Source organism: Sphingomonas sp. Marseille-Q8236 (genome assembly GCF_965112005.1).
Genome location: NZ_CBCOPO010000001.1, coordinates 1,271,936 through 1,294,868, shown reverse-complemented (window position 1 = coordinate 1,294,868; position 22,933 = coordinate 1,271,936). Strand labels below are relative to the sequence as shown.

Genomic DNA, 22,933 nt, shown 5'->3' with positions numbered 1-22,933 from the left:
CATCTCGTGCGGGCCCTATATTCAGGGCGTGGCGCGATGGTGAACCCCTGCGAACGAGGCTGCGCGACCTGCCGCTGGTGACAGCGCATGGATGGTGGTCACGAACAGGTAGAGCCCGACCGAATCGGCGAACCTGTGATCCTGCTTCGCCCCTTGCCTTTTCGGCACGGCGTATCGGTCGGCGGCACGATGCCCCACTTTAAATTTCGGTGCCCCCACAGGGCATGACATACGGGGGCACGAGGTGAAAGACCTCGCGACTGAAGCGGGACAAGAGCTTCTGGAGTCTTTGACAAGACAACCTAGAGCATTCCAGTTTCAAAACGCCCTGCCGTCACGCCGCCAGAATAGCCTTTTGCGATTGCGGGATGGCGGCGACGATCGCGGCCACTGCCGAAGCATACGGATGCACGCCCTCGGGCGATACCTGCGGGCGCATCACGGTCCCAGCCGGAACCACGACGGTGCTCGAAGCGGTCGTCACGGTATATGGGCCGGTTCCGGTAACGGCCTGCACCTGCAAGGATGCGCCGCCACCGACCAAAACGTCACCGACGCGCGGTGCGGTCGTCGTCTGGAATGACGTGTAGGCGGTCGTTCCGTCCGTGCCCGCCTGTGCAGCCAGCGTGTAAGTTTCGGCCACGACAGGCCAGGTGCCGGGATAGGCGGCATCGTACCAGTAGGGCTTCGTGCTGATATACCCCGCCAAGCGACCGCCGCCGCCCGCCTCCTTGAAGGCTTCCAACTGCCATTTGAAGCCGTTGCCCCAACCGTTCGTAGTCGATGCCCACTCGTTATAAGCGGATGTGGTTTGACCGTCGCGAGTGGTCCACCCGTTGGTCGAGGTCGTGCGGGGAAGCACGCCAGTTGCGACCATCTTGATACCCGCATAGCGCTGCTTGAACCGATCAACAAAGCCCGTCCAATTGCCCTGCATCGTGGTGTAGGACGAGTTGCTATCATTCTGCCCGAGCTGGTTGAGTACGATCGTAAAGGGAAGCGCAGAGCTCGCGTTGAACGCTGCCGCCTGGTCGAGGATTTGCCAGCGAAGCGTGGCATTGGTGCCCAACTCGCGTGCCGACCCGGCCCCCGGCATACCCATCATCATGAAGGGCATCCGGCGGTACGTCTGATCGTCCCTATCGAGCCAGCGCCGCAGCCACCCGAGATTGCCGCGCGCATCAGCTTCAGCGGCATATTCCTGTCGGGCCTCGCCAATGCTGTCCACGACTCCCAACACCACCGCCCGGCCGTCCCAGCCCCGAGCAACGGTCATATCCGGCCCGTAATAGGAAGGCATGGCCTGACCAAAGCCCGTGTCGAGTGATGCGGTCGAAGCCGTTGCCGGCGCATTCAGCATCGGCGTCAGGGTGGCGGCATCCGTCGCGCCCCATACCCTTTCGCCGCGAGCGGACTGAATGCGATAAACCGGGATCTGCTTCTCGCCTGCCGCCGTATGGTACAGCGTGTAAATCGCCACGCTCGCTTCGCGCGGGATGGTGATCGTCGGCTCATCGGTCCAAGCGCCGATATTGCCGCTCGCGATCGAGACGCCTGCCTGCCCCCCGAACGTCAGCGCTACCGGGGCAGCCCCGTTGACGCTGATCCACACGCCATCAATGACCATGGCATTGCCCGGCAGCACGGTTTCCTGAGGACTGTTGCCGCCTTCGGTCGAGGCGAAGCCCGAAAAGTGGAAGCGCGGATTGGTGACGGCGTGGACCGTCGACGCCAGCACGATCCGGGTCATGACATACGGTGTTGCCGTCGCTGCCGTGACGAGCGCGCCCGACGGGAAGCGCGACCGGGTCGCCCAGAACATGAAACGCTGTGCATCGGTCACAGGCGATTCCAGCGGGTCGGCCACAGCGCTGAAGGTCAGCGGTTCCTCAACCGCCCGCTGGCCCTTCGTCGCCCGAATGACGATGGTGTATGCCTGCCCGACGGCCGGGGTGCCCATTCCGGCCACGATGCGCCCATCTGACGCCAGCGCCAATTGCGCAGGCGCACTGCCGACGACGGCATAGGTCGAGCCCGTGCCGAACGGGTCGGACAGCGAGGCAATCACCGCGCCTTGTGAGATGGTGGTGTAATAGCTGGTCTTGCTGGCCGACAGACCCGGCCCGCCGCCGCCGATGTTGAACTTGAAGCCCATTCGTCAGCCCTCCCGCGCATAGACGGGGGTCGAGGCGGCAGAGCAGATGATCGAAATCGCGCCGCTCGTGACGTGCGTGCTGCTTTCAAACAGCTGACCGCCGCCGGGCAGTAGCAGGCTGTTCTGGTCGGCCGTTGCTGCCGACAAGCCGCTGATGTAGCAGGTTGCACTGTTCTGGACCTGCACCTGGATGAAGCGGCGCGTCGGATTTGCAGGCATCAGTTGGGTGGCCGTCGTACCAAAAATGCCGCTGCGACTGATCGCAGTAACCTGCGGCAAAATAACCGTGACAGGCAGCGGATTGGTGGCGTCGATAGCCGTCCCTGTCTTGTCGATCTGAACGAATACGCCGGGCGTAATGTAGGTGCCGTTTGGCAGCGTCACGGGTAGCACGGCGGGCGAGTTGACCACTTCTCCAGCACGCTTCACTTGGGCGGCAGCGGGCCCCATCACGACGGCCGCAGCGATCCCCGCGACTGCCCAATTCTTCCACATACCCATGTTCACACCCATTGCTCGATTGAGATATCCCAGCGCGTCTGGGCACGGTTGCGGCGCTCGAACGGCTTCCATTTGCCGAACAAGCCGTAATGCATTCGGGCGATCAGCCCGGCGGATGGGGTCGCATCCTCGATCAGAAGGCCAGGCCGCACCGTCCCCAGGGCGGCGGCGATCCCCTCCAGTTGGAGCGTCTCGGCCTCTGAAAGGTCGCTGAAGGTACAGGTGAAGGCGCTCTTAATGACGCCTTCCACCGTGGCGAACCCACCGTCCGGGAGGGGCGTCGCATTGCCGGTGTCGATCGGCTGACGACCGCTTCCCCAGTCCTGGCCCAGCTCGGGGCTGAATGCCTTGCCGATGACCAGGAGGCCTGCACTCAGGCGGGTCGGACCGGGATGCGCCAGCGCGATTGCCAGATACCGCACTGTGCGGGCGGCACCCATCCAAAGCGCGTGCGTCACGGGAGCTAAGCGGCCGGGCACATCGGGCACCCGCAAGGCAGTCGCTGCCTGGATCACGGCCTGGTCGGCCGACACCAGGCCGCCAGTGATCGACCAGTTCGTTGCCGCGACGCTGCCCCGCACATACCCCAGCATGATGGTATCGATCTCGACGGCTGCGCCCAGGTCGATCGTGATGGTCACGGTGTTGCCGGTGGCGCTGTCCATCCAGACCTCTTTGGGACTGGGTGATCGCAGGTTTTCCGCGCCTGTCCCACGCGAGCCGGCGACGGCCGCGATCAGACGCGGTTCGACGATCACTAAGCGGCTCATGAGACACCTTTCAGAGGCCGCAGGACGGTGACGGCACTGATCCCCGTCGAGGCGTCGCTTTCGACGCCCAGGACAAAGACATCGACGCCGCCCTCATAGCCCAGTTCGTCATTGGAGATGGTTACGACCAGTCCGATCGACTCCAGCCAATCGGTGGACGCAAATTCATGAACATCGAGGGCGAACGGGCCGCGCCCCAGGAACGCCAACTGGCGCTCGGCCTCGGCCTGGGCGGCGGCTTTGGTGGCGATCGCCGTCGTCCTCGTCGACGTGACGGCAGTCGATGCCCAGCGCGCCAGGCTGGCCGCGTCCGTCACCACGACATGATCCGCTTGGCTCTGGAGCCATTGCGCAAAGAGCGGGTCGACAGCACTCATGCGGCCGCCGTCACAAAGGCTAGCACGGTGCGCAGCTCGGTCTCGCCGGGCGGCAATACGGTGGTGCGGATGTCGAGCGGCTGAGCGACGTTGCTGGCCCGGTTGCCTAGAATGCGCCCGCTCGTCGGCCGGTCGATGAACACCCCGACCGGGCAATCCTGAACGTCGTTGTCATTGACGGCGACGCGGCTGCGATACTGGAACCGGACAACTCGCCCTTCGAGCGTGAAGGTGCTGTTCCCATTCCCCGAGAAGGTCACGGCGCGATTGCAGCCGACGATGACGTTCCCGTAAATCGCCAGGTCGTAACAGTCGAAGTCCGATCCGACGCCGATTCCCCATGAGTACTTATAGAGGTTGGCTTCATAGCAATAATTCCACCGGACGATGGCGAAGGTCAGGGGGTTGAGCGAGATGCAGAAGTTATGCCCTCGGATGTGGTTGCCTTCGATCAGGCACGACTCTGAAAGGACGACGATTGCACCCTTGCCGCCGCCTGTGAACGCCGCAACGCGGTTATTCCGCACGATCGCGTGAGCCGGGTTCGCAACGTAGAAGCGATTGTTTCGGCCGATCTGAATGCAGTCGGCGGCCACGCCGCGCGGCGGCGGGATGAGATTGCCGATGACGAGGCATAAGCCGCCGACGCCTTCGATATACAGTGCGTCGCCTGCGGCTTTGCCGATATTGTCGTGGATATGGCAGCGCTCGATAAGCACGTCTTCGGCCAGCGCATTACCGGGTAGGGCGATTTCGCTGAACGGCTTCGCCCTGACCTTTACCTCATCGCCGACCGCGCCCGTGCCGGATAGGTTGAGCACGATACCGCCGCCGGAGAAGCGGGTGCCGCCCGTCAGGACACGGATCACCGTCCCATCGGTCTGCGCGATGGTGATTAGCGACCCGTCGGGGCGGAACACCTGCCACTGCATCCCCGCGCCCGTGCCCGCCTTGATGCACCGCGCGACGAATGTGCCGGTCAGGGCTGCCTCACTGGTCGAATATTCGGTCACGTTGACCGCCGCAGGCTTGGCCAGCAACTCCGACTCGGCGCGGCGCGTGTTGCCCCGGATCGCAATGCCAATGGCATTGTCATCGGTCAGCGAGCCGTTGCCGGATATCTCGCAATCCACGATCATGACGCCGCTCGCACCGTAGCAATTGACGCCCCGCGATTTTGCCCCGGTTATATGGATTTGCTGGAGGCGGAAGTCGTTGGCCGCGTTCTCGTCCAGCGCATAGGTCTGGCCCACCCCGATCTTGGGAAGCGCCCCGCTACCATAGGGCCGATAGGTGGCGCGGTTGGCCGTCAGAAGCGTTTCGGTCCAAGTGCCGCCGCGTTCCAAAAAGATATGGGTGCCGGGCCAGAATTGCGTGATGTCTGCCGCTTTCGCCAGCGTCTTCCATGCGGTGGCCGGGGTTCGCCCGTCCGCGCTGTCGTTTCCGTTCGGACTGACATAGCGGCGCGTCTCGGGCAGGAAGGCGTCGTTATCGTTCGCGACCAGCGTTTCCAGGTCATCGTCGCCGATCTCTCCGATGATCTCTATCGAGCGTATCCACCCCGACATCGGCAACGTGCCGTCCAGCCGCGCGCCAACCGATAGCCGGTCGAGCCGCTCGGGCGGGGGCAGGAACGGCGCATGGGCGCAAAGCCCGGCCGCCGCGATCGTCTGGCCCCGCGCGCCGATCCGATGCGCCATGCGGATCTTGCCCGGCCCATAAAGGCGAGGCACGCAAGGCCGCTTGTAGCTTTTCCAAAGCGTGCCGGTCAGCGCGTGGTCGGTGGTGCGCGCGACCGTCATGACCTCGCCGTTCGCATTGCCGAGCTGGATCATCGTGCGCTCGATATTGTTCTGCTGCGCGATTTCCGCCTCAAGGATGAGCGTGTGGGGCCGATCGAACAGGTTGCGGCCCCGCACCTCGAACAGGTCGCCGCCGCGCGCGACAGGCTGACCATAGGTGACGATCGGGCTCGTGATGCGCGCCGCTTCAGCCTGGGCGAGAATGACCAGCACCTCGGACTGCGGGCGAACGACGAGGCGGCCTTGCTGCCCGGCGGTGTGAAGGCGGCCGACGCGCTGCCAAGCCGCCCCGGTGAATATTGGCGTCTGGCCGCCGCCGCCCGTGACCGTGATGTATCCGCCGCCAGTCGGGCACCGGACATAGGCGCTGATCGCATAAGCACCGCCACCTGCGCCGAAAAACGGCACGGCAAATTCGGTGTCACTGCTCGGGTTGTAGAGCCGAACGACCTTGCCGTTCATCAGGCCCGCCGACAGCAGGTTGTCGAAGATGCCAGCCGCGCGCAGCGCCTGCATGTCATCAACCAGCGTGATGGTCGCGCCTTCAGGGCGGGCGGTGAGCAGCGCCCATCCTTCCGTCGAGGTCGGTGCAGCGTTGCGCATGAACAGCAGGTTCTTCGACGCGGGTTCGCGCAGGAACCCGACGCCTGGCACGATACGCGGCTGCCCGGCGGGGCTGACATACAGCTTGCCGTCCGGCCCCGCAGACACGCCGCCGGGGCCTGCGATTTCGATTTCCTTCATCGACATGATGGACGTGAAGGAGGCGTTGTTCGCCTGATAGTCGCCCGTCAGGAAGTTGGCGCGCAGCGGCACGCGCGGCTTTCGATTCTGAAGGATCATTCGTAATTCCCCTTCAGATAGACGACCAAGCCGCGCGCGCCGGAGCCCTCGGCCTCGACATCGATGCTGACCAGCGCGTCGTCGGGGATGCGCGGCGTCGAAATCGTCGGTTGCGGCGTGCCGTCCGCCTTGCTCGAAAGCTGGCCGGGCAGGATGCGGAGCGGCGCGGACAGGATCGAGGTGCCCGCCACCCGGACGTTGATCCTGATGCCATAGGTCTGCGCCGACGACATATCGGCCACAATGACCGAAGCCCGTATTTCGGACAGGATCAACACGCGCGGCGCGCGCAGCGGCGACAGGCCGGTGGCGACCCGGACCATCTCGCGCGGGCTGTAGCAATCGAACAGCCAGTCAAAGGGCTGCCCGGTCGGCACGAGCGTCGCAAGCTTGGCCGGGCACATGACCAGCACCACCTGACCACCCCGATTGGTCAGCGGGTAGCGACCGTCGCCGTTCGGCCCGCCGGTCGCGGTGCCCATCATCCACGCGTTGAACTGGTCGACAGAATTGCCCCACGCCTGCCAGACGGCAACGAAGTCGGCCACCTGCGCCGGGGTAAGTGCCTGGTCAGCCATCAGAGAAGCGGCCTTTTGATTTCGAGGACTTCCATGGCCGATCCCATTTTGACGATCAGCGCGATGTTATCGACTTCCTGATTGACCACCTTGAACACGAAGGTGTGGTCGCCCGCCGGAAGGTCGGTGATGTATACAAAGGGCGTAATGGTCGACTCCGCCTTGCTCTGCGTGCTGTCGAATACGTTGTTGATGCGCCCGGCCGGATAGGTTGTGGTTCCGTCGACCTCGACCGTACACGTCATCTGAATGTCGTCGTCAGACTGGAACATGCCGAAGAACATCACCTTCATGACGCTATCCGGCTCCTGCTTGGTCATGGACACGCTCACGACGTTTGCGCTGGCATTCCGAGCGATGGGAATATTACCGCTGACCGGAGCCAGTCGCGTCTGGCTGATCGAGGACGAAATGATATGCCGGGTGACGATCGTGTCGGCCTTGATCCGGGTCGCTTCGATCGAACCTAGCCGCCACACCTTGTCGGTGGTGTCGTAAGACAGGGCGACGATCGCGTTGCCGCCGCCATTGTCCACGAACAGGAAGCGTTCCGCGACGAAGCTAAGCTGGTTGATCCCGCCCCCGGCGAGTGCCTCCATGCCGACGATATGGCCGTCAGCGTTGGCGACGTTCACGAACTTGGCCGTGCCGGTGCTGCTATCCACCTCCTGCAATTTCGTGATGAACAGGGTGTGGCCTTCGTTCGTCACACCCAACTGTTCGACAACCTTCCGAACAGGCTTGCCATCCACGAAAATGATATCGTCGGTGCTCGCCCGCCAAGTGCCGTTCACGATCATCTCGTTGGCGACGTTGATGATGTTCTGATCTAGGTCGGCGATCACATCGACCGCCTTGCGGCCGGTCCATTTCTCATAGGCCTCGGGATTATCGGCGGTTTTATCTGCGCCAGGCTGGGCAGGCTTCAACGCCTCGACGGGCGTGCCGTCCTGATAAGCGACATCCTTGGCCAGCAAGATCGCCGCGAGGTCCCCTCGCGCCATAGGCGACCAGTTGCGGCGATATCCCAGCTTGCGGGTGCCGACCGGCTTGACGGTCGAACGCCTGGTGACGCGGTGACTACGTTCGACGCGGGTCGAGGCGGTCCATTCCCAGCGTCGGAAGCGCAGCTCTCCCCCAATCAGCAGCCAGGAGAGAGACACGTCGCCCAGCAACTCGCTGATCGCGTCGGCCGCCGTGGTCGTGTCATTGTCGATCCGCCAGCCGGTCGGCGCGGGGCGCCAGGCGACTGCGTCGGCAAGCGCACCGGCTGCGATCGGGACGGTGGAGCGGATCGCGACCAAGCGGGCGACGATCTCGGGCACCGTCTCGACATAGCCGCCCGCCGTCTCGCCCTCGATGTCGGCCTTCAGGTCGCCGGCGGCCTCGGACCACCACTTCACGCAAGCGATCGACGGACAGACCACACACCCGCCCTGGGGTGCGGCTGCCCCCTTCAGCGCTGCGAAGGTCGCCTCGGGCGTACCCTGCCACGCGAGCAACAGCACCGCCGTCGCCGCCACGCCCCGGTCGCGCACTTGGACGAACTTCTGCCAGGCGCGGCGCGGGTCGCCGAAACACCAGATGTTGTTCGCGCGGTCGATCAGCTGCCCCGGCACGTTGAAGCATCGGCCCCAGCTGCGCGACTTGATGATGTTCTCCAGCTCGACCGGGCCTTCGATCCCGCCGGTCCCTGCGAAGCGATCGGTCAGAAGCGGCTTCTTCAGCTCGGCCGCCGCGTCGGACAGCGCGATGCGCAGACTGCCGCCTTCCACCGCGCCGTCGAGGACAAGGCCGGACGCCGCGATCGGCGGCAGCGCTTCGCCCTCCGGGCCGATCCGCACCGTGATGGGGGCATCTGCCCAGTATAGCGCGGCAACCTCAGCCAGTGCCGCGCGGGTCGCGGGCGACCAACCAAGCTCCATGGCTTGGGGCACACCACCGCCGCCCAACTGCTCGCCGTCGAAATCAAGCGATGCGATGGTGCGCGGCAATCCGGCGATGCCGGCCTTCCAGTGCGCGTTGTCGTAGAAGTAAGGATAGACCCCGCCGCCTCCCGCCAGGCGAACAACGACGGCGGCCCCGTCACCGGCGCTACGCGGTCGCGCCTCCACCAATACGACGTTGGCGGCCATCAGACGGAAAGGGGCGGGTGATTGGACACCTCATGCGAGTGCCCCAGTGCCCGATCAAAAAATATGCCCGCCTAGGCGGGCATGAGGTCGTTGGCGAAGTGGCCGCCGGGAGACGGCTTAGCCGATCGCGCGTAACAGCGCCAGTATTAGACGACGGCCAGCTGCTTCAGGTTGCCATAATAAGGGCCGCCGCTGCCGCTGGCCAGCGACGCCAGCAACTCGTTGCTTCGCTCCAGTGCCGCGATCATGCGGGCATTCTGGTCGTTGTTTTCGTCAAGCGCCGAATTGGTCGCGGCGATCGCGGCGTTGGTGGTCTTGAGCGCCGGGTCGCTCGTGGTGTCGCCCGACGCCGCCACGATCCGCGCATTGGCCTTGGCGATCGCAGTCCGCGCCTCATCGAGCGTGGCGGCGCGATCGGCGGCATAGCCCGAGGTGGTGCCGTAGGCCTCCTTGGAAAGCGCCAGGCGCTGCTGGTAGAGCGAGGCGAGCGTGTCGCCCGCCCCCTCGACGCCCGCGTCTAGGTCGGCCTTGGCCTTCGCGATCGAGGTGTTGACCGCCGCGATCTTGTCCATCGCCGTACCTTCGGCCAGCGACCCGGTCGTCATTTCCTCGATCAGCTTTTGCAGGCTGCCGACCTGTTGCTTGGTCAACTGCTCGGCCAGCTTGGCCCGGTCCTCGGCGTTCTTCTTCTCGATCGCCACCACGTCGAAGCCGTAGGTCTGCGCGATCCGGACACGGTCCTTGGCCTGGCGCTCGAAGTCGGCAAACGCCTTGTCGATCTGGGCGGTGATGCCGCCCATCGTCAGTTCGAGGTCCTGGACCTTCACCGCCTCGGCCAACGCCTTGTCGATGTCCGGCGTCGATTGGATGGCACGCTGCACCCTTGGCGACAGCCCCGTCACCGCGCCGTCCGCAATCGCATTGGCGATCGCGATGGTGATGGCCTCCGCCTCATCCTTGCCGTTGTACAGAAGCCCCGAGCCCGGATGCTTGTCCGATACCCGCGTCGATCCGTTGCCATCGACGCGGTAGTAATCCTCGCGCTTGCCGATCGAGACGTTGAACGCGCCCACCCCGCCGCCCAGCTGGTCGGCGATCTTCTGGATGCCCGACTGGATCGACTTGGCGCTGCCCGACAGCGCGGCGGTGATCTCCTTGTTGCCCCCCAGTGTCGCGCCGGTATCTACCGAGGTGATGACCGCGCTGCCCGATTTCGGCTTGTTGAACAGGTTGCCGACGATCCCGCCCAGGATACCGCCGACGACCGAGCCGATCGGCCCGGCAAAGCCGCCCAGGTTGCCCAGCAAGGCACTGACCGCCTTGCCGCCGAGCGCACCGCCCAGTGCACCACCGATACCGTTGCCGCCGGTGACGCTGGCAGCGGTATAGCCATAGCCCGCGTTTTGCAGCAGCTGGGCCTTGCTCGTCTTGTCACCGAACAGCTTGTCGAGCCGGTCACCGACAGACTTGCCCGTCGTCTTGCCGATCTGGTCGGCGACCAGCTGGCCGGCAACGCCGGTGACACCGGACGCGGCGGGCGCGGTCGTGCCCTTGCCGCCAGCGCCGGGGGCCTTCAGCAGCGCCGCCAGCGGCCCGGTGCCGAACACGGTCGCCTCGATCGCGGCCGACGCGATGGTCTGCGCTAGGCGGTCGATCACGTCACCGGCCTTCTCGCCCCCGACGACGATTGCGTCGAAGGCGTCCAGCGCCAGGTCCTGGAACTGACGCTGGGCCTGCGCGGCCGCTCGCGTCGCCTCCTCGATCTCCTTATACGCCTCGACCTGGGCATAGCCGGCGCGCAGCTCGGCTTCCTTCTTGACCCGCGCTTCCCCGGACAGCTTGTTCAATTCGTCCTGGTGCTTGGCCATCGCCTTGGTGACCGGATCGAGCGCCTTGCGGGCGGTCAGTTCCTCGCCGAGCGATGAGATGACGCCGTCAATCGCCTTCTTGGCGTCCTCGGCGGCCTTCTGCTCGGGCGTGGTGTTGATCTCCTTCAGCCGCTTTTCATGCGAGGTCGCCAGCGCCTTTCGCGCCGCCTCGGCATCTTCGGCCGACAAACCACTATCGGCCTTCTTGGGATCGTAGGACTTGGCCAGCTTGTCGATCCGCGCCAGTTCGTCGGCGTACTTCTTCGCCTCGGCGGTCGCGGGTAGATACTGGGCGGTGACCTGTTCCAGGTCCTTCTGGAACTCCTTCAGCGCATCCTGCGCGCTCTTTTCGGCATCCTTGTACGCCTCGGCCGCCGTGGGCGCACGGCGGAAGCCCAGCACGTCCTTGCGCGCGATCGCCGAGGTGCCGACCTTGTCGCTGGTGTTGCCGCCCAGGACCAGGATGTTCCCCTTGGCGTCCGTGCCCTGGTAGAAGCCGACATGGCCCTGCGCTTCGTTCCTGCCGCGCCGGGAAACGACGATGTCGCCCTTGTTGGGATCGTCGGTGGACTGGCCGTAATTGAGGAACGACCGCGCCGACAAGTCGGCCGCGCCCTTGGCGGTCACCGTGCCCTGCAAGCCGTTGGCCGCCAGCACGCTGTTGACGAACGCCGCGCACCACGCCGTGATCTTGGGATCGATCGCGACATTGGCCTGCTTGAACAGGTCGTTCAGGACGTTGCGGTCACCGGCATTGTTCTCACTGCGCCCGGTATAGCGCTGCGCGTAGGCCAGCAGATTGGCCGACTGTTCGCGCTGGATCTGGTCGCCGAGCGAGACCTTCTCGGGTTTGCGGTTCGCCTCCCGCTGCCGTTCCCGCTCCTCTTCCAAATCGCGCTGACGCTTTTGCTCGTTGAGCTTCAGCGTTGACTGAAGACTATCCGTCAGCTTGTCGTTCCCGGCGGCGGCGGCACGAGCGGTTTGGGCGATCAGGTCATATTGACGATTGATCTTGGCAAGCGGATCAGCCGCCGCCTTGGCCTCGGCGCTGGCGAAGTCACCGATCAGATTGCGCCGCAACTGGCGTAAATCCTCAAGCGCCTTGTCCTGCGCCTTTGCATCGGCCTGAAGGCCAGCGAGATCGAGGTTGTTGAGGAACGTCGTGCCGACGCCAGGGGCGGAACCGCTAATGGCACGATTGGGATCACGACTGTCGGCGAGACGATCGGCGATCTTCGCTGCCGTTGCCTGACGCTTGGATTCGGCCTCTTTAATGTTGGCCGCCGCCTGATCGATCGTCGCCTGGGTCGTCAGCTGCTGCTGCTTGCGCGACTTTTCCTGCTGCTCGTTATAGGCCTTGATCGCCTCACGCGCGGCGTCGGTGGCGTATTTCTGCTTGTCGAGCGCATCGACCAGTTCCATCCCGCCCTTGGCGGCCTTCTCGGCGGCATCGTCCGCCTCGAACAGCTTGCCGACCAGCGGCGTCAGCACCGATACCGCCACCAGGATCCCGGCACCCCATGGCCCCGCCAGGAAGCCCGCGACCGCGCCGAACTTGGTGCCGGTGTTTTCGACCTTGTCGGCGACATCGACCACCGACTGCCCGAGGTCGGCGGCATCCTTGCCCGCATCCTCGCTGGCCTTGCCGACTTCGCCCAGGCTGGCCGCAGCGCCGCCACCGGCCTGCGACATCGCGCCCAACGCCGAGAAGATCTGACCGCCCTGCTGCGCGAAGATGCGCATCAGGCCTTCAGGCCCGGACACGGTGGACAGCTGCGCACCCACGTCCTGAATCTGGAACGACAGGTTCTGCATCGCGGCCTTGTGCGCGGCCGCGCCGTTCGCCGCCTCGACATGGCCCTTCTTCGAGCCGGCCAGCCGCTCTTCCAGCGTACCGATCCGCTCGCCCATCTGCGCCATAGACTGCGCGGCCGCCTCATTGGCGGTGATAAGCCGGGTGATCTCTTCCTGCTGATCGCGCAGCTGGCGGCTCAGCTCGTCCTGGGCGGTGGCCTGCGCCTGGGCAGCGGTGGTCGCGGCGCGCGTCGAGCCGGTCGAAGCGCCCACCGCCGATGCCGCACTGCCAGCCGCCTGGGCGACGCCGCGCGCGCTAGTCGCTGCCTGGCGCTGGGCAGCGTCGAGTTGCTGGATCGGTGCGGACGCGGCGCGAGCGGCGTTGCCCGCCTCGTCAACGCCGCCCTTCAGTTCCTCGACGGCCTGGACCGCGCCCTTGCTGTCACCGCCGATGACAATGCTGGTTTTCATCGTCACGTCAGGTCAGCCTCGTCGCCCATTTTGGATCGCTGCGGCGACCCGTTCCATCAATCGTAGTTTCGACCAGTCCTCGGGCGACAGGTCGATCGCCGCGCCGCTAAGCCCGGCCTGCACATCGGTGTAGCGCAGGCCGTGGTAGAGGACTTGGCCGGTCGGCAGCGCGGTGGTGTTCCACTGGGTGCAGACCACCAGCCAGGCATCGGCGACGCCCATGTTCTCGGGCCATATGCCGAAGTCCTCGGGCTCCTCGGCCGCCAGTTCGGCGGCCATGTCTGACAGACCCCATTCGTCGGCGTCGCGCGCCGCTTCCTCCAGGTCGGGCGCGCCACCCATTGCCCAGTAGCGCGCCGCCGCCTTCAGTTTCCCAACGCGGCCCCGACGATCGCGGTGAAGTAGGTGCGCAGCAGCGGCCCGCGCGTCCAGTCCTGCTGGATCAGCCAATCACGCGACTGTTCGCTATAGGGCACCGGCTTGTCGGCGGCGTCGGTCACCTCGCTGAAGCCGATGAAGACCTTTTGCAGGAATGCTGTCGTTCCATCCACCGTCGCCATGTCGAACGCCTTGCGCTCCTCGCTGCTCATCGCGACGAAGCGGGCCTTGAAGGTGAATTCGTCCGCCTCGTCGCCGGGCATCGCGCCCTTGATCGTGGCATCGAATTCCGGGTTCTGGATCATCTTGAACATTGTCGTGGCCCCCTTCAGGTCAGCTTGATCTTGAACTGGTCGTTGCCGGCGTTCGGCAACGGATTGAAGGCGAGCGGCCATTCCACGACGCCCTGCTGGTTCTGGACGCCCGAGGGCCGGCGCAGCGTCGAGGTGGGCGTGGTGATCGTGACGATCTTGCCCGCCGTCTTGCCGTGCTGGATCACGATCTCCTGGCGCAGGCCCTTGTTCGCCACGTCGTACGGGTTGAACTCGGCATAGGGCACCGCCTCGACCGTCGTGGTCAGCGATTCCGCGCGATCGACGATCAGGATGGACTCGTCGTTCGCCAGCATGCGCGGCTGCACATCGACGCCCAGGTTCAGTTCGTAGCTGCGCAGCTTGAACGTCTTGCCCCCGATCGTGAACACAGGCGTGTTGGCCTTGGTCACGACATCGGGACGCTGCCAGTCGGTCAGCGTCGGATTTGGCCGCACCGTGTCGGACGGCATCGTGAACAGCCCGGTCATGGTCATGCGACACACCGGGATGCCCTGCGCATTCATGGTGATCACGCCTGTGCTGCGCGAGCCCAGCAAGACATGGCGCGACGGCCCCAGGTGGAAGTAGGCTGCAAAGCTCTCATGGCCCTCGCTGATCGGCACATATTCGACCGAGGTGTCGGCGGTGACGATCTGGGCGACACCGCACGACCGCAGCAGCGGACCCCAGGCGGGGGCCTTGCCAGGGGTTCCCGAGCCCTGAAGCTCGAACGATCCCGTCAGGATACCGCGAAGGCCGACCGGCACCTGCTCCTGACCGCCCATATAGGGCTGCTCCAGATTGCGGCTGACATCCTCGCCTTCCATCGGCTGGAACTGCACGTCGGTCAGCAGCACCGCGTTGAGCGCCCCGGTCGGGTTCGGGTCCACGGCATAAGCCCCTTCGGGCTTCACGAGGATGGTCTTGGACTTCCAATAGATCGGACCGGGCATATCAGCCTTCCTTGGTCAGGGTGCCGTCCGCCTGGCGGACATAGGTGCCGCCGGTGGCGGGCCACTCGATGGCGGGATCGAACGCGGGGGCGGCGGGCTCGTCGACAGCATCGGCCGGCGTCGCCTGGACAGCCGCATCCTCGCCGGCCGGGGTGACGGTGCTGGCCTCGGGCGAGGTGTCCTGCGGCTGGTCAGCGGGGTCTTTCTTCATCGCGCAATCCTCAATTGGTCATCGATCGCAAAATCGAGTTGGTAGGTCAGGCACCCGGCCTGGAGGGAAAACAGCTCACCCTTCACCAGCCGCCAGACGCCTGGGCTGTCGGGCGGGTCGAGCCCGGCGATCGCCTCGATCGTCGCGTGGATCAGGGGGCGAAGCTGCTGAAGGCCGGCGGCCCCGGTCGCGTCGCCGGCGGAGCGCACGACCAGCACGACCCCTTCCAGCCAGACGACGGACTGGCGGTAGAGCCCGCTCGCCGCGTCCGGCTCACCGCCCATGACGCCGAGCCCCAACGTGTAGGCGGCAGGCGTCACCTGGGCGAGGCCACCGGTCCGCGCCATCTCCTCCAGCTTGGCCGCACCGTAGATGCGGCCCTGCAAGGCCGCGATCGTCTTCAGCGGCGCGACCAGCGGGCTAAGCGGCTCCGGGGCGGACGCCATCAGATAAAGCCCCGCATGGTCTCGGGCGTCAGCGGCCGCACCCGATCGGTGGCGATCACGCCGCCCGAGCCCGAGCCCTGCGGCTCGATGCCGGCGACATCGAGCTTGCGCGCGCCGCTGGCGATCCGGTCCAGGTCCTTCAGCGCCTGGTCGTGATCGTCCTTCACTTTCTGGTCCGGCGCAAAGACGTGCAGCTTATAGAGCGCGATCGACACGGCGATCTCGCTGACGATGGTCGGCACCACCGCCAGCGGCAGTCGGTAGCGAACCGCCAGTGCCGCATCGATCGTCGCATCCGCGCCCGCCAGGGCCCGCTCGACCGCCGCCATATCGATCGAACCGAAGCCCGAACGATCGGTGGCGCTGATCAGGTTGGCCTCGCCAAAAGCCCCCTTGAGCATGTCGAGCGTGGCATAGGTCATGCCGCGCGCGCCCGCCGGTGACGCCGACGCGTACGCCTCGACACGTACAGCCGGTTGGCGCGCATGCTACGCCGGTGGGGCGCGTTGCGGCTGCGACGGTAACGCGCGGGCGTGCTGGCCAGCGCGCGCCTGGCGCGACGGATGCTGCGCGCCGCCCGGCTGCTCGTGTCGGGGGCGATCGCGTGATGGATCGCGGACGATGCGGGGAGGCTCATCACCACCCCCATCATCATCGCGCCCGCCAGCCCCAGGTTGCGGATCATCCGCATCAGAGCATGCCCCAGCGGATCGCGCGGACCTCGTCCGATTCCTCGTTGAGCTCGCGCACGCCGACCGCCAGCATCGGATCGCCCTCGATCGCTTCAGCCTGTTCGGGCGTCAGCTGGGTCGAGAGGAAGTGGCGCGGCTCCGGCCCGAAGGCGAAGCCCGCCCGGCGGCGGCCTTGGACAGGGCCGACGACGGTCACGACCGTGACCTTGGCACTGGGGAACGCCGGGTCGCGATCGATGGCGGCGGCGGGCGGTGCCGCAGGTGGCGTGGCACCAGAGAGGGTAGCGGCGGCCGCGCTGTCGAGGAGCGACTGGCGCTGCGCTTCGTCAGCGCCGGCGTCGATCGCGATCATCGGCTGCGCCGCGACCGCTGGCTTCTCCTGCTCGACCGCGCCCGGCTCCAGCACCGATACTCCGGCTTCCGCGCCCTTCAGCACGTCCAGCACGGTCGCCTCGGCCGCGATCGGCGGCGAGGCGGTCACGACGGGCTGCGGCGTGCCCGGCTCCGCGACGATCGTAGGGTCCGGGAGCGCCGCGGCCTCGGTCGCGATCGTCGTGCCTCCCGTCGCCACTGGCAGAACGTCGCTGGGCGGCGGCGTGTCGCCCAGGGGCGCGGTGGCGGTCGCCGGGATTGCAGCGACCGTGTCACGGGCCACGGCCGCCTCGGGGCGGGGGCGGCGAATGCCGCGCGGGGTATCGTTTACGCCAGCCACGGGATCACCTCCACGGTTGCAGTGCCCTGGAACTCGTTGTCCTCGCCGTTCGGACCCTTCTCGTTCTTCAGGATCTTGTTGGCGGCGCGTTCCAGGCGCGGCGGCACCAGAAGCGTGTCCGGGCGGATGCCGAGCGGGCGGCCATAGTCGCCCTTCATCTCCATGAGGGCGACACGCGCCTTCTCATAGTTGTCGGGCGTCAGCGGCTGACGCGAACCCCAGGCGAACTGCCAGAAGCCGTAGCCGGCGTTCGCGCGGGCATCGGCACCGTACAGATACTCGTTGAGCCCGAAGACGTTGTCGTCGGTCTCGGCATCCTTCGAGACGAACTTGAAGTCCTTGCGCTGCTGGAGGATCACCGGCTTGATCGTGCGGCTGTTGTCGATCAGGAACCAGGCCGGGCCGTTACCGCCATCGGTGTTGGCGATCGACAGGACCGTGCCATCGGCGGCCAGCACGGGATGGTCGGTGTCGAAAAAGAACTGCCCGTCGTAGCACAGCAGCTCGAAGCCGAGCTTGTACATCGAGAAGACCAGTTCATCCCACTTCGCCCCGGTGGACTGGCCCATTTCCTCGAACATCGGCGAGTAGACGCCAATATTGTCGGTCTCGATGTCGTCGCGATCGACACCGATGGTCAGCTCCCACTTCTTTTCCTTGATCGCATAGTCCGACTGGCTGAGGTTCTGGACGACGCGCGCGCCGATCCACTCGCGCACGCTCGGGATTTTGCCGAGCCAGCCGTACTTCTGCTCCTTGGTGGTCGCGGGGACCACGGTGGCGAACTTCTTGTACTGCGACGACGTCTGCCCCAGCCCCTTCTTGAACAGGGTGCTGAAGCCGGTGCGCAGCGCGGCCAGGTTGGCGCCATTGATGATCATGGTTCTCGGTGCCCTTAAATGCGGACCCAGACGCCCTGGGCGTCCACGTCGCGAATGATCCCGGCCGCACTGCGCGTGCCGGCGTTGTCGGTCTTGGCCAGCGTCTGGTCATCGACGGCGTAGGCCGACTTGCCGATATCGGCCCGCGTGATGGCATCGCCGCCAGCGCTGTTGGCGAAGCGGAAGACGCCGCGCCGGGTGGTGACGATGGCATCGCCGTTGACCACGGCCCTAGCGGGTGCATCGGCCCGGCCGGCGACGGTCAGTCCTGCGACAGCGGCACCCGGCACGGCCCAGCCGGCGGCATCGAGCATCACCAGCGCGCCGGCGAAGATGTTGGCACCGCCCTTGACGGGGTGACCTTCGACATCGGGATTCTCACGCCGGGGCGTGTTGCGGTCTGCGGTCAGCGCAACCATCAGAAGCTCTCCTTGCTACCGGAGCTTGCCGCCAATTCCTTGGCGTACTCCGCGCGATCGATGCCCATCAGGGCGATGACGGCGGCATCGGCGTCGCCGATCCCGTCCTTGGCGGTGGCGGCCGGCTCGCCGGTGATGGTGGTGCCGGCCTTCAGGATCGGGAGTGCGCCGACCATCTTCTGCGCCCGTGCAGCATCTTCCATGTGCATGGAGATGTACTCGTCACGCAGCGGCTTGACGCCGACCCGGCCCGCCGCGATCGCGCCGTCCACGAACGTCTCGGCCGCTTTGCGCGACGCGGCCTCGACCGTGCTGTTGAGGAGCGTGGTGACGGTCGTCAGCTCCGACTGAAGCGCGGTGATGCGATCATCACCGCCCGAACGCAGCTGCTGGACGCCCGCCAGCACGGCGGCCGCGTCGGCGGTCGCCGCCAGGCCGGCCGCCTGGGCGATCGGGCCCAGCGCCGACTGGAGCGCGGTCTTCACCGCCGCGTCGTCAGGCTTGGCGTTCAACTTGTCCTTGATCGCCGCCGTGATCGCATCATCGGTGGCGTCGGCTGCGAGACCCAGGGCCTCGATCAGCCAGGCACGAAAATCCATGCTCTTTTCCTCACTGTGAAGGGACGTGAGTCCCTGGAAATTGGGGGTGTTGGTCAGGCTGGCGCGCGCGATCGCCAGGACGGTGCCGTCCTTGCGGTGCACGATGGCGGGCGAGATGCCGCGATAGCCAAGAACTAGGGACCGCCCCTCGGGCGTCCAGTCGACCTTGCCCCATACGCCGTCCGCGCGTGCCTGAAGCTCGACGATCCAGCCGCGCGCCGGTGCGGACTCACCGCGCGGGGCGGCAAGATCGGTCGCATGGCATTCGTCCAGGACCAGCTTGCCGCCCGCCATCGAGGCGGAGACAATCGAGGGGATGTCGTTGACACGGTAGGGACCGCGACCATCGGCGGTGCGTACGGGACCGGCGGGCAGCAGATGCACCCATTCGGGCACCTTGCCTTCGGTCGCGTCGATGTTGAGTGCCGCGCAGAGCGCGATGGCCGTCCCCGTCATGACCGGCGTTATGCGGATGGGGAGAGGGCAAAAACATGCCCGCGAAGGCGGGCATGAGAGGTGTCTGACAAGCGCCTCGGCGTCCTCTCACCTAAGCGATGGGGACGCGGATCGGCAAGGGGCTATTCGCCGATCGCCTCGGCCAGGTGTTCGTCCACGAGGTCGAGGATCGATCGCTCTTCGGTGTCGGAGATGCCGATGAAGACCCGCGCCGGGATATCGCCGAACGGAATGGGAAGGTTCGTCCTGGTATTCCCGAACGCACCCTTCTTCGCACCGCCCTGCATCACAGCCGAATATTCCAGCGCCGAGCCGATCTCGACCTGATCACGAGTGACCACCTGGTTGATTTCCTTCCCCAGACGACCCGTAGGTCCAATAAGCGGGCGGGTCTTATTGCCGTGTCGCTTGGCCTTGTAGTTGGCGATCGTAGCCGGCGTCTTCGGCCGCCATTTCGTCCCGTCAGGTGCAGTCCCACTGACAAACCGGGCCTTGGTCTGGCGAGTCATGTAGTCGCCGATGTCCTTATACACCGGTGTCATGTCGCCGAGCTTTGTCGCGGCAAGGCCCAGCCGCTGGGTCAACTCCTCGATATTGAACATGATGCGGATCATGCGTATCTCCTGTTCTCGCGCGCATCGCGGTCGCCGGGCCCATAACCCGGAGCCGTTCGGGACGTTCAGCTGCGGGGCGCGCCTACCCTTTGCGAATGTAGAACGTCTTCAGGCCCAGCGTCTTGCGACCGCGCCGGATCGCGAACACCGCCAGATACACCCTCCCGTCGATCGCCTTGATGAAGCGGACCAGCGGTTCGCCGGCATCGGACGTGCCGGCCTCCTCGACCGTATCGGGCGCACTGACGATGTCGGGCAGATACCGATAGTCGTCGAGCGTTACCGCGATCTGGCCGCGCGCCGCCTCGGTTGCTGTATCGCCGTGTGCGTTCTGGACGTGGAGGATATCCGACCGCGCGATCGAGAAATCCATGGCCCCCAACTTGGCATCGAGCCCCGGCAGAGCGTCCTCGATCGCGCGTACCTGGTCGCTGGTGACGCCGCCCAGCGTCCACACCGGCTGGATGACGGCGTCGCCGCCTTGGCCCAGGACACGCCTGGCATAGCGCCGGGCATCGTCGGCAACCGATGGGAGACGACGATAGGCGGCGGCCAGTGCGTCGCGGCTTGCCTGGGGAAGCTCCCCCATGAAGGCCTTGGCCACCTGATAGTCCCATTGGCGCACCTTGCCCGCGAACGCCTGGACCGTATCGGTGACACTCGCTCCCGGTGCATAGTCCCATCCCTTGCCGATGCCGATGGGCGCGCCGGTGCGCGGGTCGATCGTGTTCCAGTTGTCGGGGAGCTTTTTGTCCGGATCGCCGCCCAGGCGACGAATGCCGGCGGCCGTCCGCGCACCGATGACGTAGCAGCTGCACCCCCAGTCGGACGGCGGATAATGCGTCTCCCAAAACGGGTGATCCGGCGGCAGCGCGATCCCGTTCCATGCCAGATGCTCGGGCCGAGGGTCCTCCGACCCGCCGTGGAAGTAGACCCAATATTTGTAATTGCCGTCCTTCAATTGCGCCAGACGACCCGCTGCATAGCTGACCGCCGCGTTGGTCTTGTAGATCGTACGCACACGCCAGGCGCGCCCGGCCTTGGTGTCTTCGCCCGTCCAGCCGTGCCAGTCGTGGCGCTCGACGGCTGCATCGAAGTCTTTGCGGAACGCGTCCAGGCTCTTGCCTTCGGTGATCGCGCGATCGACGGCGGCCGCCAGGTCGGCCAGCAGGTCCGCCTTTTGCGCACCCGCCACCATGAAGGCGGTATCGTGCGCCTCGCGCTCCAGATCGTCCCAGCGCTGGGTCGGCACAAGATCGCCGAGCTTGCCCCGAAAATAGGCGACCTGTTCGGCAAACGGACGGCGCAGCACGCCCTCCACGACACTGGGTTGATCAGGCACTTTTTTGTCTGGCATCGCTCATCCCCGCTGCCCGCACCGCCAGCAGGCCACCCGACAGCTTATCGATCAGCCCTTCGGCGTCCAGCGCGGGATAAGCCGACAGGACCATCTCGCGCAGTTCGCCCATGCTGGAGGCGCGCTCCATCATCAGCGACAGCGTCGCGAGCATATCGCGCATGTCGTCTTCCGTCTCGGCCGCCAGTCGGTCGGTCGTGAGGCTCGCCGGGGTGGCGGCGGGCATCTGGCGCGATTGCAGCGACGGGGCGGTGATGCGCTCCGGAGCGCTCGGCGTCTGCGCGGGCGGCATCAGCACCTCGGCCCCGGCGGGCGGATCGGCGAAACCCATCTTGTCGCGCACGGCCGACTGTTCGACGCGCAAACCCAGCGGCACCAGGCGTTCCAGAGCCTCGGACATCTGCGACAGATCCTCGGGCTTGCGCTCCTGGATGACGGCGCGCGGATAGGCTTTCTGGGGGCCGCGCTCCAGATCGACCCAGGGCCGCACGATGTCGCGGTTGAAGGTGGCGGCAAGCGAGCGGCTGTCGGAATTCTTGATGTCCTCGGCGATCTCGCCGTGGACCTTGTTGCCGCCATCGCCCAGGCCGCCTTGCTTGCCGTCCGTGGTGCCGGTCTGGCCCGTCACCGCCTTCGACACCTGGCGATCGAGCCAGTCCGCCCGGTTTTCGAACAGGTCGGCACCGGCCCCGACATTCTTGGACTCGATGAACTCGATGTTCATCCCTTCGGGCACGATCGCGGCGCAGTCGCCGGCGATGTTGGCGACCGCGCGCCATAGTGTGGCCCGGTCGTCGGCGCTGGCGCTGCTGTTGTAGCGGCCCAGGCGGACAGGCTGGCCATAGGTCTGGACGAAGATCGCCCAGTCGCGCTGGGTGAACGCCTTGAACATCCATGCCCAAGTTACCGCACGCGCGATCCCCGACCGGACCGGCAACCCCGACTTGGCCTTCACCTTGTGGTAGATGAACTTGAACGGCGGCAGCGGCTCGTCCACGCCGTTGCCGCCCTCGCCACCGCGCAACAGCGGCGTGCGGCCGTCGCGGTCGAAGGTGAAGAACCGGGGGTCGCACCATTCGAGGCGCGCCGGACGATACTGGCCCTCGCTGATGTCCCACACGATTTCGGTGAAGCTGATACCCTTGCCGATCGCGTCCAGGATATCGAAGGTCTCGTCCGCCAGTTCGTCGCGAGCGATCCATTCCCGCACCATGTCGGCCATCGCCACGTCTTCGGCCGCATCGCTGGCGGCCTCCACCGTCACCTCGATCTGGGCGACCTTGCGCTTGCGGGTGCCCAGCACGCCCAGATAGTGTAGGTCGCGTTCCTCGATCTGTTCGGCCAGCTCGAAATAGGCCAGCGGATCGCCCTGGTCGGCCGCGCGCAACACGTTGGCCAGGCGGATCGGATTCATGCCATCGGCCGGGTAGCCCGCGATCGGCGAGCGAACCCCGGTCAGGGTCGGCGCGGCGATCTCACGCGTCAGCACCTCCCGGCGCATCGGCATCCCGCGATGATCGAGTATGACGCTCATGTACAAATCCACGGATAAGAGGTTTTAAGAGGGTCTAAGAGGCCTGTTTGGCCCGTCCGGGGCATCACCATGG

22 protein-coding genes are annotated in these 22,933 nt (G+C 65.9%); all 22 read right to left on the bottom strand.

All coding sequences use genetic code 11. The features are described 5' to 3' along the window. Positions 1 to 334: 334 nt before the first annotated feature. Entirely contained in the window at positions 335 to 2,155 is a 1,821-nt protein-coding gene (locus ACWPWT_RS06250; RefSeq protein WP_454278979.1) for a hypothetical protein, read from the bottom strand. 3 nt (positions 2,156 to 2,158) lie between these two features. Beyond that, on the bottom strand, positions 2,159 to 2,656 hold the full coding sequence (locus ACWPWT_RS06245) for a hypothetical protein (RefSeq protein ID WP_454278978.1): 498 nt from the start codon (positions 2,654 to 2,656) through the stop codon (positions 2,159 to 2,161). A gap of 2 nt (positions 2,657 to 2,658) precedes the next feature. Then, the gene (locus ACWPWT_RS06240) at positions 2,659 to 3,426 is read right to left on the bottom strand and encodes a hypothetical protein (RefSeq protein ID WP_454278977.1); all 768 of its coding nucleotides are present in this window, start codon (positions 3,424 to 3,426) and stop codon (positions 2,659 to 2,661) included. Continuing rightward, entirely contained in the window at positions 3,423 to 3,803 is a 381-nt protein-coding gene (locus ACWPWT_RS06235; protein ID WP_454278976.1) for a hypothetical protein, read from the bottom strand. Before ACWPWT_RS06235 ends, ACWPWT_RS06240 begins: the two co-directional genes overlap by 4 nt. Next, positions 3,800 to 6,448, bottom strand: a complete 2,649-nt coding sequence (locus ACWPWT_RS06230) for a hypothetical protein (protein WP_454278974.1) — start codon at positions 6,446 to 6,448, stop codon at positions 3,800 to 3,802. Before ACWPWT_RS06230 ends, ACWPWT_RS06235 begins: the two co-directional genes overlap by 4 nt. Beyond that, entirely contained in the window at positions 6,445 to 7,026 is a 582-nt protein-coding gene (locus ACWPWT_RS06225; protein ID WP_454278973.1) for a hypothetical protein, read from the bottom strand. The genes ACWPWT_RS06230 and ACWPWT_RS06225 overlap by 4 nt, the downstream gene beginning before the upstream one ends. After that, positions 7,026 to 9,161 (bottom strand): hypothetical protein, encoded by a 2,136-nt coding sequence (locus ACWPWT_RS06220; protein ID WP_454278972.1) that lies wholly within the window; start codon positions 9,159 to 9,161, stop codon positions 7,026 to 7,028. Before ACWPWT_RS06220 ends, ACWPWT_RS06225 begins: the two co-directional genes overlap by 1 nt. A gap of 146 nt (positions 9,162 to 9,307) precedes the next feature. Next, the gene (locus ACWPWT_RS06215) at positions 9,308 to 13,294 is read right to left on the bottom strand and encodes a TIGR02594 family protein (RefSeq protein ID WP_454278971.1); all 3,987 of its coding nucleotides are present in this window, start codon (positions 13,292 to 13,294) and stop codon (positions 9,308 to 9,310) included. Between the two features lie 12 nt (positions 13,295 to 13,306). Next, a complete protein-coding gene (locus ACWPWT_RS06210; RefSeq protein WP_454278970.1) occupies positions 13,307 to 13,636 on the bottom strand; it encodes a DUF1799 domain-containing protein in 330 nt (109 codons plus the stop codon). Positions 13,637 to 13,659: 23 nt separating this feature from the next. Further along, a complete protein-coding gene (locus tag ACWPWT_RS06205; RefSeq protein WP_454278969.1) occupies positions 13,660 to 13,986 on the bottom strand; it encodes a hypothetical protein in 327 nt (108 codons plus the stop codon). A 14-nt stretch (positions 13,987 to 14,000) separates the two neighbouring features. Then, the gene (locus ACWPWT_RS06200; RefSeq protein WP_454278968.1) at positions 14,001 to 14,939 is read right to left on the bottom strand and encodes a phage tail tube protein; all 939 of its coding nucleotides are present in this window, start codon (positions 14,937 to 14,939) and stop codon (positions 14,001 to 14,003) included. Position 14,940: 1 nt separating this feature from the next. Continuing rightward, the gene (locus ACWPWT_RS06195) at positions 14,941 to 15,150 is read right to left on the bottom strand and encodes a hypothetical protein (RefSeq protein WP_454278967.1); all 210 of its coding nucleotides are present in this window, start codon (positions 15,148 to 15,150) and stop codon (positions 14,941 to 14,943) included. Next, positions 15,147 to 15,596, bottom strand: a complete 450-nt coding sequence (locus ACWPWT_RS06190) for a phage tail terminator protein (RefSeq protein ID WP_454278966.1) — start codon at positions 15,594 to 15,596, stop codon at positions 15,147 to 15,149. The genes ACWPWT_RS06195 and ACWPWT_RS06190 overlap by 4 nt, the downstream gene beginning before the upstream one ends. Beyond that, positions 15,596 to 16,018 (bottom strand): gp436 family protein, encoded by a 423-nt coding sequence (locus ACWPWT_RS06185; RefSeq protein WP_454278965.1) that lies wholly within the window; start codon positions 16,016 to 16,018, stop codon positions 15,596 to 15,598. Before ACWPWT_RS06185 ends, ACWPWT_RS06190 begins: the two co-directional genes overlap by 1 nt. Beyond that, a complete protein-coding gene (locus ACWPWT_RS06180; RefSeq protein ID WP_454278964.1) occupies positions 16,015 to 16,287 on the bottom strand; it encodes a hypothetical protein in 273 nt (90 codons plus the stop codon). The genes ACWPWT_RS06185 and ACWPWT_RS06180 overlap by 4 nt, the downstream gene beginning before the upstream one ends. Continuing rightward, positions 16,287 to 17,000: a hypothetical protein gene (locus ACWPWT_RS06175; protein ID WP_454278963.1), complete on the bottom strand. Its 714-nt coding sequence runs from the start codon at positions 16,998 to 17,000 to the stop codon at positions 16,287 to 16,289. Before ACWPWT_RS06175 ends, ACWPWT_RS06180 begins: the two co-directional genes overlap by 1 nt. Next, positions 16,988 to 17,881 (bottom strand): Mu-like prophage major head subunit gpT family protein, encoded by an 894-nt coding sequence (locus ACWPWT_RS06170; RefSeq protein WP_454278962.1) that lies wholly within the window; start codon positions 17,879 to 17,881, stop codon positions 16,988 to 16,990. Before ACWPWT_RS06170 ends, ACWPWT_RS06175 begins: the two co-directional genes overlap by 13 nt. A gap of 14 nt (positions 17,882 to 17,895) precedes the next feature. Then, on the bottom strand, positions 17,896 to 18,300 hold the full coding sequence (locus ACWPWT_RS06165) for a hypothetical protein (RefSeq protein WP_454278961.1): 405 nt from the start codon (positions 18,298 to 18,300) through the stop codon (positions 17,896 to 17,898). Next, positions 18,300 to 19,355, bottom strand: a complete 1,056-nt coding sequence (locus ACWPWT_RS06160) for a phage protease (RefSeq protein ID WP_454278960.1) — start codon at positions 19,353 to 19,355, stop codon at positions 18,300 to 18,302. Before ACWPWT_RS06160 ends, ACWPWT_RS06165 begins: the two co-directional genes overlap by 1 nt. Positions 19,356 to 19,477: 122 nt before the next feature. Further along, on the bottom strand, positions 19,478 to 19,969 hold the full coding sequence (locus tag ACWPWT_RS06155; RefSeq protein ID WP_454278959.1) for a phage virion morphogenesis protein: 492 nt from the start codon (positions 19,967 to 19,969) through the stop codon (positions 19,478 to 19,480). 82 nt (positions 19,970 to 20,051) lie between these two features. After that, complete coding sequence (locus ACWPWT_RS06150; RefSeq protein WP_454278958.1) at positions 20,052 to 21,311, bottom strand: PBECR3 domain-containing polyvalent protein; 1,260 nt, start codon at positions 21,309 to 21,311, stop codon at positions 20,052 to 20,054. Further along, complete coding sequence (locus ACWPWT_RS06145) at positions 21,304 to 22,860, bottom strand: DUF935 domain-containing protein (RefSeq protein WP_454278957.1); 1,557 nt, start codon at positions 22,858 to 22,860, stop codon at positions 21,304 to 21,306. The genes ACWPWT_RS06150 and ACWPWT_RS06145 overlap by 8 nt, the downstream gene beginning before the upstream one ends. Positions 22,861 to 22,933: the final 73 nt, after the last annotated feature.